7 protein-coding genes and 1 pseudogene are annotated in these 11289 nt (G+C 60.1%); 5 read left to right on the forward strand and 3 right to left on the reverse strand.

Annotated features, from left to right (window positions below; translation table 11 throughout):
* Nucleotides 1-28: 28 nt before the first annotated feature.
* From IV109_RS13150 to IV109_RS13170, 5 genes are all read left to right on the forward strand, one after another.
* On the forward strand, nt 29-2857 hold the full coding sequence (locus tag IV109_RS13150) for a PAS domain S-box protein (protein ID WP_296697128.1): 2829 nt from the start codon (nt 29-31) through the stop codon (nt 2855-2857).
* Nucleotides 2858-2885: 28 nt separating this feature from the next.
* Nucleotides 2886-4901 (forward strand): PAS domain S-box protein, encoded by a 2016-nt coding sequence (locus tag IV109_RS13155; RefSeq protein WP_296697130.1) that lies wholly within the window; start codon nt 2886-2888, stop codon nt 4899-4901.
* 27 nt (nt 4902-4928) lie between these two features.
* The gene (locus tag IV109_RS13160) at nt 4929-7307 is read left to right on the forward strand and encodes a response regulator (protein ID WP_296697131.1); all 2379 of its coding nucleotides are present in this window, start codon (nt 4929-4931) and stop codon (nt 7305-7307) included.
* Between the two features lie 116 nt (nt 7308-7423).
* On the forward strand, nt 7424-8557 hold the full coding sequence (locus IV109_RS13165) for a methyl-accepting chemotaxis protein (RefSeq protein ID WP_296697132.1): 1134 nt from the start codon (nt 7424-7426) through the stop codon (nt 8555-8557).
* A 20-nt stretch (nt 8558-8577) separates the two neighbouring features.
* Complete coding sequence (locus IV109_RS13170) at nt 8578-9012, forward strand: response regulator (RefSeq protein ID WP_296697134.1); 435 nt, start codon at nt 8578-8580, stop codon at nt 9010-9012.
* A gap of 25 nt (nt 9013-9037) precedes the next feature.
* Here IV109_RS13170 and IV109_RS13175 read toward each other — a convergent pair whose 3' ends face one another.
* The 3 genes and pseudogenes from IV109_RS13175 to IV109_RS13185 all read right to left on the reverse strand — a co-directional run bounded on the left by IV109_RS13175 (nt 9038) and on the right by IV109_RS13185 (nt 11185).
* The gene (locus tag IV109_RS13175; protein ID WP_296697165.1) at nt 9038-9388 is read right to left on the reverse strand and encodes an Hpt domain-containing protein; all 351 of its coding nucleotides are present in this window, start codon (nt 9386-9388) and stop codon (nt 9038-9040) included.
* A gap of 9 nt (nt 9389-9397) precedes the next feature.
* Nucleotides 9398-10105 (reverse strand): annotated as a pseudogene (gene serB / locus IV109_RS13180) (phosphoserine phosphatase SerB); the annotation flags it as partial.
* Nucleotides 10106-10228: 123 nt separating this feature from the next.
* Nucleotides 10229-11185 carry a diguanylate cyclase gene (locus IV109_RS13185; protein WP_296697136.1) on the reverse strand — a complete coding sequence of 319 codons (957 nt, stop codon included), beginning with the start codon at nt 11183-11185 and terminating at the stop codon, nt 10229-10231.
* Between the last annotated feature and the right edge of the window lie 104 nt (nt 11186-11289).

An 11289-nucleotide genomic window follows, 5' to 3' on the forward strand; every position in this document is an offset into this window, starting at 1 on the left:
AAACTCTTTTGTCTCCAGGGGGCCGGCCATGGCTTCAAAAATGAACCGTGCGTTTTTCGGCGCCCGGCTGTTGCGGCTGGCTGTGGGGGCTGTCGTGGTGTCGGGCTGTTTGCTGGCTGTAGCCCTGCACTACCTGCGCACGCAGTCACTTCAGTCGGGTCGGCACTTGACGCAATCGTTTGCCGTTGCCATCGGCGAGCAGACCGAACGCGCGCTGCAGACCGTTGACCAAAGACTGCAGCTCGCTTCGAACAGCATGATGCAGCTTGCCAGCAAAGGGGCGCTGAACGAGGAGTCCGGCCGCACTTTGCTGCGCGAGCAGATCAAGGCGCTGCCCTTCGTGCGTGCCATGTGGGTCATGGATGCGCAAGGCCGCATTGTGTATGACTCGGATGTCGGCAACATCGGACTGAATCTGGCGGACCGGGCCTACTTTCAAATTTACCGCAACAACCCGCAGACTGTTTTTCATGTGGAGGCGCCGCTGCGCAGCCGCACGACGGGCGACTGGCTGATCAGCGCGACCCGGCCTATGCACACCAGTGAGGGTGCCTTCGCGGGCATCATCGTGGCCGCGCTGGACAGCAGCTATTTCGAGAAGCTGTGGCGCAAGCTGGATTTGGGTGACGGCAGCTCCATTGCCCTGTTTCGCCGCGATGGTGTGTTGATGATGCGCAGCCCCCTGGAGGATGCGTTCATGGGCAAGGCCTTTCCCGGTCTTCCGGTGTTCGGTGGAGTGGCCACCCGTGGTGAGACCGGAACTTTTGACCGGGCCAGCGAATTCGATGGCACTTTGCGCAGTTTTGCCTACCGGGTATTGCCGGATCATCCGGAGTTTCTGGTGGTCGTGGGCCAGTCCTTCGATGCCATGCTGGCGCCCTGGCGAAAGCTGGTCGCCCTGGCCGTGGCCCTGTGGCTTCTCGCGGCGGCGGCGGTTGCTGCGCTGTATGTGTACATGACGCGCAATGCACACAGACGCACGCGTGCAGAACAGTCGCTCAAGGACAGTGCGCAGCAATTGCGTCTGAGCGAGGAGAGTCTGGCGATCACCCTGCAGTCCATCGGTGATGGGGTCATTGCCACCGATACGGCGGGCCTGATCACCCGCATGAATACCGCTGCCGAAGTCCTGACCGGGTGGCCCGAGACCCAGGCCAGGGGGCGGCCTTTGAACGAGGTCTTGCATGTGCTTGATGCCAGGACGCGCGTGCCTGCTGTCGATCTGGTGCAACTCGTCATGGAGCGGGGCAACTCCGTCGGGCTGGGCCAGCATTTGGTGCTGCTGCCACGTGACGGCGGCGAGCATCTGATTGAAGACCGTGCCGCGCCCATCCGAAATGCCGAGGGCGAGATCATGGGGATCGTGCTGGTAGTGAGTGATGTCACCGAGAAAACCCGGACTCAGTTGGCCCTGCGTGAGAGCGAGGACCGCTACCGAACTTTGATTGAATGGTCTCCCGACGCGGTGATGGTGCATCGGGCCGGGAAAATACTTTACGTCAACCCGGCTGCCGTCAGTCTGTTTGGCGCCCGCTCCGCGAACGAACTGGTGGGCACGCGTATTCTGGATCGGATTCACCCGGACTTCTATCAGTCCGTGCTGGCCCGGGTGAGAACCATCACCAGCCAGGGGCAATCGGTACCCCGGGTGGAGCAGCGATATCTCAGGATGGATGGCACGGCGTTCGACGTGGAAGTACAGGCCACCTCAATTGACTACGATGGCGAGCCGGCTATTTTTGGCTCCGTGCGCGACATCACCGAGCGGCTGAGGGCGCAAAAAGTGCTGCAAATGACGGTGCGGCGCTATCACTTGATTCTCTCCAGTCTCTATGGCGGCCTTTTGTTGGTCAGTAGCCAGAGCCTGGTTGAATACGTCAACCAGGCGTTTTGCGATTTGTTCCAAATCGATGATGCGCCCGAAGCGCTGGTGGGCTTGTCCGGCGTGGAGCTGGTGCAAAAAATAAGTAGTGTCTATGCGGATCCGGCTGGGAATGTACAGCGCATCGCACGTTTGTTGGAAGCCGAACAGGTGGTACAGGGTGAGGAGATTGCCATGAGCGGCAATCGCACCTTCCTGCGCGACTACATTCCGCTGGAAATTGATGGAGCCGTGTACGGTCGGCTGTGGCTTCATACGGATATCACCGAACGCAAGCAGGCGCAGCAGGCAATGCAGGCAACCCTGCAGGAAAAAGTCGGCCTGCTCAATGAGGTGCACCACCGGGTCAAGAACAATCTGCAGGTGGTCACCAGCCTGCTGCGGCTGGAGGCCGGGCGCAGCAGTCAGCCCGATACCCGGGCGGTGCTGGGCGACATGCAAAACCGCATCCGCGCCATGGCCTTGTTGCACGAGTCGCTTTACCGCAGCGGCATATTTGCCTCGGTGGAGTTGGGGGCATACCTCGGGCAGCTTGCTACGCAGGCCTTTCGTTCGCAGACTTTCCAGAATGGGTTGGTACGCCTGCAGTTGGACTTGGCCGAGCTCAATGTTGGCATGGACCTGGCCACCCCCTGCGGCCTGCTGGTCAATGAATTGCTCTCCAACAGTCTGAAGCATGGCTTTGCGGATGGCCGCAGTGGCGAGTTGAGGATTGAATTGCAGCCTGTGGCTGATGCGCAGGCGAGCCCGCAAGAGCCTTCCCTGTGGCGTCTGTGTGTGAGCGATACCGGTGTGGGCTTACCCGCCGATTTTGAGACCCGACGCAGCCAGTCCCTGGGGCTGCAACTGGTGTCCGATCTCACCCGTCAGATCAGGGGAACGCTGGCGATCGGGCCGGGTGCGGCGTTTGCTGTGACCTTCGCGGTAGAGCGGCCAAGTACGGCGGCAGTAGTCGAAATGCCGCAAGTTAAGTAAAGTACCAGGAAAAAAGGGGGGTTCAGGGATGGAACATAACAAATCCACAAACCGGGCAGACGCGAATCCAGTGCAAGGGGTCCAGGCAGGCCAGCCGGTGCATCTGCCGGCGCTGGAGCATTTCAAGGCGGCCCTTGATGCACATGCGATCGTGGCCGTGACCGATGCGAGTGGCCGCATCAGCTACGTCAATGACAAGTTTTGTGCCATCTCGAAATGGTCGCGCGCCGAACTGCTGGGCCAGGATCACCGCATCATCAATTCGGGCCATCACCCCAAAGCATTCATGCAGGATTTGTGGAACACGATTCGCAACGGAAACATCTGGAAAGGCGAGTTGAAAAACCGTGCCAAGGACGGAAGCTGTTACTGGGTGGACACCACGATTGTTCCTTTTCTGGATGCACAGGGCCAGCCTTTTCAATACATCGCCATACGCGCTGACATCACGCAACGCAAAGCTCAGTGTGATGACAACGCTGAACTGCTGGGTGAGATGCAAGCGACCAACCGCAAGCTGAACAATTTTGCCTATCTCGTTTCCCACGACGCAAAGAGCCCGCCCAGCGGCATCACTTCGCTGTCGAGCTGGCTGATGTCCGAAAGCATGGATCAGCTCGGGGACGAACGGGGTCCCAGGGAGTTGACCCGGGTCCTGCTGGTTGAAGGTGATCGCGAGCACGAGGCTGCGCTGACCTGCTTTGTGGCCGAGGCCGGCCTGGCCTACGAAATCACGGTGGCCCGATCTGTGGCCGAAGTGCGCAGCGCGCTGGTTGGGCAGGGCTTTGACATCATTTTGAGTGCCCTGCAGTTGACCGATGCCGGCTTGTCCGACCTGATGGACGCCTTTGTGGGGCAGCTGGTGGTGGTGCTCGCTGATGCGGGCGAAGAGGCGCTTGCGGTGCAGGGTCTGCAGCGCGGTGCGCATGATTTTTTGATCAGGGATCCGCAGCGCAGCTACCTGCGCTTGTTGAACTGGCGGGTGGAGACGGCGCTGCGCCAGTTCGGCATGGCGCGGCGCCTGCGCGCCAGTGCGACGCGTTATCGCACGTTGATCGAGTGGTCGCCCGAGCCTACCTTTGTTCACCGGGAAGGCCGGCTGGTGTATGTCAATCCGGCCGCCGTCAAGCTGTTTGGTGCCAAGTCCGTGCATGCCTTGATTGGCATGCCTTTCCTGGAGCTGGTCCATCCGGCCCAGCGCGACATTGCGCGGGCGCGGGCTGCGATGATCGAAGAGCAGCATGGCAGTACGCCGCGCGCAGAAGGAAAGATGCTCAAGCTCGATGGCAGCGTACTCTGCGTTGAAGTGCAGGGCACGGTGATTGATTTTGACGGCAAGCCTGCGGTTCATGTCGTTCTGCAGGACATCACCCAGCGCAGGCTGGCCGAGGAATCCCTGAAAGCGTCGCTGGAGGAGAAGGTGGCTTTGCTCAACGAGGTGCATCACCGGGTCAAGAACAATCTGCAGGTGGTCACTAGCCTGCTGCGGCTGGAGGCCGGGCGCAGTACCCGGGACGATACCCGGGCGGTGCTGAGCGACATGCAAGGCCGCATTCGCACCATGGCCTTGTTGCATGAGTCACTGTACCGCTCGGGCACGTTTGCCTCGGTGGATATGGGCGCCTACCTGGGGCAGCTTGCCACCCAGGCTTTTCGCTCCCTGGTTCCGCAAGGGGTTGCCGTTCAACTTCAGCTGGACCTGAAACCCTTGCATGTCGGCATGGACCAGGCAACGCCTTGTGGCTTGTTGGTCAACGAGTTGATCTCCAACAGCCTGAAGCACGGATTTCCCGAGGGGCGTCCGGGTGCGGTGCGTATCACGTTAAGGCCCGCGACAACGCAGGGGCAATGGCATCTGGAGGTGAGCGACACCGGCGTTGGCCTGCCGCCGGATTTCGAAGCCCGGCGCGGTCAGTCGCTGGGACTGCAACTGGTGTCGGATCTGGCGCACCAGTTGGGTGGGGATCTGGAGGTGGGGCCCGGCGCCGTCTTTTCGGTCAACTTTTCTGTGGATGAGCCCAAGCGGGCCGTGGCTGCTGTGTGAATGAGGAATAGACTCGAACTACGCCCCATGGATCCATCTGTTCCTCCACCCCTTGCGGCCAAGCCGCGGATACTGGTCGTCGAAGACGAGATCATCGTCGCGCGCGACATTGCCGCGCAGCTTCAGGAGTTGGGCTATCAGGCGGTTGGACATGCCTCCTACGGTGAGGAGGCGATTGCGCTGGCCGGGCAACTGCGCCCAGACCTGGTGCTCATGGACATTCAGCTGGCTGGCGCCATGGATGGCATTGCCGCAGCGCAGGCCATTCGTGAGCAATACGCCTTGCCGATTGTGTTCCTGACGGCGTTTGCCGCAGACGACACCCTGGCGCGGGCCAAGCTGACCGAGCCCTATGGCTATGTCCTCAAACCGTTTTCGCAGCGGGAGCTGCGCACGGTGCTGGAGATGGCGCTTTACAAGCACAAGACAGAAGAGAGGCTGAGGGTCAGCGAAGAGCGCTACCGCAGCATGGTGGAGTGGTCGTCCGAAGCGATTGCCGTGCATCGCAACGGGCGGCTGATTTACGTCAACCCGGCCGCCGTGCAGATGTTCGGCGCGACCTCGGCCCCGGATCTGATGGGCCGACGGATTCTGGATTTGATTCATCCCGACTACCACGAGCTTGTGAAGGCAAGACTGAAAACCCTTGATGAGACGGGTGTGGGTGCGCCCATGGTCGAGCTGAAATACCTCAAACTTGATGGTTCGGTCATTGATGTGGAAGTCCGGGGTACCTCCATTGCCTACGACGGCGAACCGGCCACACACGTCATCGTGCGCGACATCACCGAGCGCAAGGCGTCGGAGAACCAGTTGCGCAAGCTGTCCCTGGCTGTGGAGCAAAGCCCGGAGATGATCGTCATCACCGACCTGCAAGCCCGCATTGAATATGTCAACCAGGCCTTTGTCCAGAAAACCGGTTACAGCCGGGAAGAGGTGTTGGGCCGCAACCCGAGCTTTCTGCATTCTGGTGACACGCCCCCCGCAAATTACACCGCCCTGTGGAGTGCCCTGGTCGCTGGCAAGTCCTGGCAAGGCGAGTTTTACAACCTGAGCAAGTCGGGATTGCCTTACATCGAGTTCGCCATCATTGCGCCCCTGCGCCAGCCCAATGGAGCCATCACGCACTACGTGGCGGTGAAGGAGGACATTACCAAGCGCAAGCGCATGGGCGCAGAGCTTGATCGCCATCGCTACCAGCTGGAAGAAATGGTGACGCAGCGCACGGCCGAGCTGGTGACTGCGCGCGAGCAGGCGGAGGCCGCCAACCAGGCCAAGAGCGCCTTTCTGGCCAACATGAGCCACGAGATCCGCACGCCCATGAATGCCATCCTGGGCTTTGCCCATTTGCTGCGGCGCGATCAGCCTTTGCCCGGGCAGGTGGAACGTCTGGACAAGATCAGAAGCTCTGGTCAGCACCTGTTGTCCATCATCAATGACATCCTGGATATTTCCAAGATCGAAGCAGGCCGGGTGGAACTGGAGGAAACAGATTTTCACCTGGGAACCGTACTGGACAACGTGGGCGCCATCATTGCCTCGGCAGCCCGAGAAAAAGGGCTTGCCATTCATCTCGACCGGGAAACTGTTCCCTTTTGGCTGCGCGGCGATCCCACGCGATTGCGCCAGGCCTTGCTCAATTACGCCGGCAACGCGGTCAAGTTCACCGAAAAGGGGTCCATCAGCCTGCGCGCCATATTGCTGGATGCCCAGGGTGACCAACTGCGGGTGCGCTTTGAGGTGGTGGACACCGGCGTTGGCATCGAGCCCGACAAGCTCGATCGCCTGTTTCAGGCCTTTGGACAGGCCGATGCATCGACCACGCGCAAATACGGCGGCACCGGCCTGGGCTTGGCCATCACCCAGCGCCTGGCTGGATTGATGGGCGGTGAAGCCGGGGTCGAGAGCAAGCCCGGCGAAGGCAGTGCCTTCTGGTTCACGGCATGCCTGCAGCGGGGTCGCGGTTCGATCCCGGCCGGCTCCCGGGAAGAGGAGGCGGATTCGGAAGCCTTGCTCCGACACCATCACGCCAAAGCCCGATTTCTGGTGGTGGACGATGATCCTTTCAACCGTGAAATTGCGGTCGATCTGTTCCACAGCGCAGGCCTGTCGGCCGACACGGCAGCCGATGGCCGGGAGGCGGTGGCCAAGGCTTCAACCCAGGCTTATGACCTGATCCTGATGGATGTGCAGATGCCGGTGATGGATGGACTGGAGGCGACGCGCACCATCCGGACCCTGCCGGGGTGGGAGACCAAGCCGATTCTGGCCCTGACGGCCAATGCCTTCAGCGAAGACCGTCGGGCTTGTATGACGGCGGGCATGAACGACTTCGTGCCCAAACCGGTCGATCCGGAAGAGCTTTTCGCGATGATCTTGAAGTGGTTGCCGCCGAGGGTGGGTTAATATAAATGAGAGAGTCTGCGGGCAGTGCGCCACAAAGACCGAATGGGCGTCATAATTTAAGCAGATGATTTGTGCGTCAGCGCATTGCTGTGCCTTTGCCAAGGGGAAAGTCAAATATGTCGGTCAATTCGAAGGCTGAAGCCCAAACGCCCACCCAGGTAAAACCTTCGGTGTGGCTGTGGATGTTGGCACCTTTGTTGACCGTGTTGGTGGCCTCGCTTCCCTTGTTGAGCAGCGAAGCCTGGCTGCAATGGCTCTCCCTGGCTGGCGTGGCAGTGCTCTCGGGTGGAACGGTCTGGATGTTGTTGGCGCAAAGGCCGGCGAGCAGCGCAGACGCCAATGCTCGCGCACGCGATGGCACGGCTGAAATTCCACCTTCGATTCAAGAGTTGTCGGATTTGCTGCAGGATGTGCTGCCGGCCTGGCAGCACCATGTCAACGCTGTCAAAACGCAGACTGAAGCTGCCGTGGTGCAGCTCACCACCAGTTTCGCGGCGGTGTTGCAGCAGCTGGATTTGGCCGGCATTGGCGGTGCGGCCAAATCAGGTGCAGATTCCAGCAATACCATTGGTTTGTTGACCTTGTGCGAGCGGCAACTGCAGCCGGTGGTGGGGTCGCTCACGGTGGTGATTGAAGGCAAGGACTCCATGTTGACCAATATCCGCGATCTTGCCTCTGAGACTCACGCACTGCGTGCGATGGCCGCCGAGGTGGGCAGCATTGCCGCGCAAACCAATTTGCTGGCCATCAATGCCGCCATTGAGGCGGCCCGTGCCGGCGATTCCGGGCGTGGCTTTGCGGTGGTGGCTGCCGAGGTGCGCAAGCTCTCGCAACGCTCAGCCGACACTGGCAAGCGCATTGGTGCAAGGGTCGAGCAGGTGGGCGCCATCATGGACATGACCATGGCTGCGGCTGAAGAATCCAGCAGCCAGGACAAGCTGGTGGTCTCGATGTCGGGCAACATCGTCGAAGATGTGCTCAACCATGTGCGAAAGCTCGGTGCATCGGCGGACTCCATGCACAAGCACGGTATGGTGGTGCGCCGCGAGGTGGAGAACCTTCTGATGGCCATGCAGTTTCAGGACCGGGTTTCCCAGATACTCTGCGGTGTGGATGACGACATGGGCCGCATGCATCAGACTTTGGCTGTCGATGAGCTGGCATCTTTGCCCACATCTGATGAGTGGATGGGGTCCTTGAGCCAGACCTACACGATGGAAGATCAGAAGCACCAACGCCCCGCGCGCTGAACCCGATTCACGGAAACGACATGAACCACCCTACTGCCAAACCCGCTGCAACCCTGTCCAAGAGCCGCAATGCCCTCAAGGTGCTGGTGGTGGACGATGATCCTTTTCAACTGGAAGTCATCTCGGAAACCCTGCGCAGTCTGGGCATCAGCGATATCACGGCAGAGTCCAGCGGAGAGAAGGCCTTGCACTCGCTGGCGCAAGCGTCGGCTCATTCACCATTTGACCTGATGCTGAGCGATCTGCACATGCCCAGAATGGATGGATTCCAGTTCATGGAGGCCGTGGCCAAAGGGGGATTCAAGGGCGCGCTGATCATTGTGTCAGGCCAAAGTGGCGAGGTGGTGCACTCCGCTTCCCTGGTGGCTCAGCTGCGACGATTCACTTTGCTGGGTTCGCTGCAAAAGCCAGTCGATAAGGCCGCCTTGTTGCAGTTGATTGCCAAGCTGGCCTGAATCGCAAGCGCAGCGGCTGCGATTCTCAGGTCGCCAGCCGTTGTTCGATAGCCGCCCGGATGCCCAGGAACATGGGGCGAAGACTGCTGCCGATGGCTATGGCCGCTGCGGTGTCCCGGGCTTTTGCAGTTTGCTCCAGTTGCAGGCATTGGTGGGAAAACTCCGCCGCACCGATGTTCATGGCCGTCGACTTGGCACGGTGCCCCATCGCCGCCAGCGTCGCCATATCGCCCTGGTCGCAAGCCTCATCAACCTGTTTGAGCACGTCTTCCAGAGAACTGAGAAACAGCAAGGCAAACTTGCGGAACTTGGTGGCATCGTTGCCCACCAGTTCATCCAGGACTGAGAGGTCCAGTGCGGCGGCCTTGTCGGGCACGTAGGCCGTTACGACTTCGAGCAGGCGGTCCAGCCCGCCGGTGTTGATGGCGACCATGGCTTGCTCGCGTACCTTGGGCTTGGCGTGGTAAGCCACGGACAGGCCGGCCATGCCCATCATGGGCAAGTCGTTGGCGCCATCACCCACCGCAATGGTTTGACTCGGCTCAATACCCAGTTCGCCGCAGGTCAGCAGCAGCATTTTGCGTTTTTCGGCGCCATCACAAATGTCGCCCCAGGCCTGATCGATCATCTTCCCGGTCAGCAAGTCATCTTGCACTTCGAGGATGTTGGCGCGCGTGAAGTCGATGCCCAGGCGGTCACGCACACGGTCGCTGAAAAAAGTAAAACCGCCACTGACCAGCAGCACTTTCATGCCAGCAGCCTTGCAGGCGCTTACCAGTTCGGCGGCACCGGGATTGAGCTGCAGGCGCTTTTCAAGAATTTCCTGCATGGCAGAGACTGGCACGCCCTTGAGCAGGGCCACACGTTGGCGCAGGCTCTCCTTGAAGTCGGCAATCTCTCCCCGCATGGTGGCTTCCGTGATGGCAGCCACCTGAGACTTGCGACCCACGGCATCGGCAATTTCATCCACACACTCGATGTTGATGAGGGTGGAGTCCATGTCAAACGCGATCAGCTTGAAATCACGCAAACTTAGCGGGGGGGTGAAGCGCTGGACAACCAGGCCGGGAGAAATTTCTTGTGAGGAGGTCATGGGAGCGAAGGAATTTGGAAGATTCGTGCTATCGATTTAATAGTTATTGACGCTTATTTTAAGAGGGCCTGGCGGCGCTTTGTGTGCTGGGTAGGCGAGCAGGCGAACACCCTGTCGGCCGGCTCAGGCCAGCTTCGTCAACTGACCGCACGCCCGTCCGCGCCCGGCATGCTTGGCCTTGTACAGTTGCACGTCTGCTTCGGCCAGCAACACGTCGGCATCTCCCGCGCCCGCGGCATCACGGCCGGACACGCCCAGGCTGACAGTGACAACCTGGGCAATATCCGAACGTTCGTGAGGAATGTTCTTTGCGCGCACCCGCTGCTCCAGATCGCGGGCCAGTGCCAGCGCGTCATCGAAACTGGTTTCAGGCAGGATGCAGGCAAATTCCTCGCCACCGTAGCGTGCCACCAGGTCTGCCGGACGGCGCAGGCTCTCTTTCAAGGTCAGTGCGATTTGGCGCAGGCAGTCATCGCCTGCCTGGTGGCCATAGTGGTCGTTGTAGCGCTTGAAGAAATCGACATCCAGCATGATCAGTGACAGGGGCGTGCTGTTTCGAACGGAGCGTGCCATTTCCATGCCCAGTTGCTGGTCAAAGTAGCGGCGATTGAAAACCCCGGTCAGGCCATCCAGGAACACCAGCTTGCGCATGACATCAGACTGGAACTTCAGGGTGAGATGGGTCTTGACGCGAGCCCGCACCACAGCAGGATTGACCGGTTTGGAAATAAAGTCCACCGCGCCCACATCCAGGCCATGGGTTTCCTGTGCGGCGTCGTTGTGGGCAGTGACAAATATCACGGGGATATTGCGTGTTGCATCATCGGCCTTGAGCTGTGTACAGACCTCAAAACCATCGATGCCTGGCATCACGATGTCCAGCAGCACCAGGTCTGGCGGATTGTCTTTGCAGATGGCCAGGGCCTGCGGGCCGCTGGTGGCCATGAACATCTGAAAATCGGCCCCGAAAATCTGGTGCATCACCTGGATGTTGATGGGTTGGTCATCCACCACCAACAGTTTGGGTTTGCCATGGCTGGCTTCCAGTATTTGGGCGATGGGCGTATCGTCGTCGAACATGGTCAGAAGTTGAGGCTGAGTTTCTGGATCAGTGCGTCACATTGAACCACACCCTGCACGAAATCAAAAGCCGCCAGTGCCGCATCCAGCGCCTCAAGCTCGCC

This window comes from Rhodoferax sp., from assembly GCF_018780565.1.
GTDB lineage: Bacteria > Pseudomonadota > Gammaproteobacteria > Burkholderiales > Burkholderiaceae_C > Rhodoferax.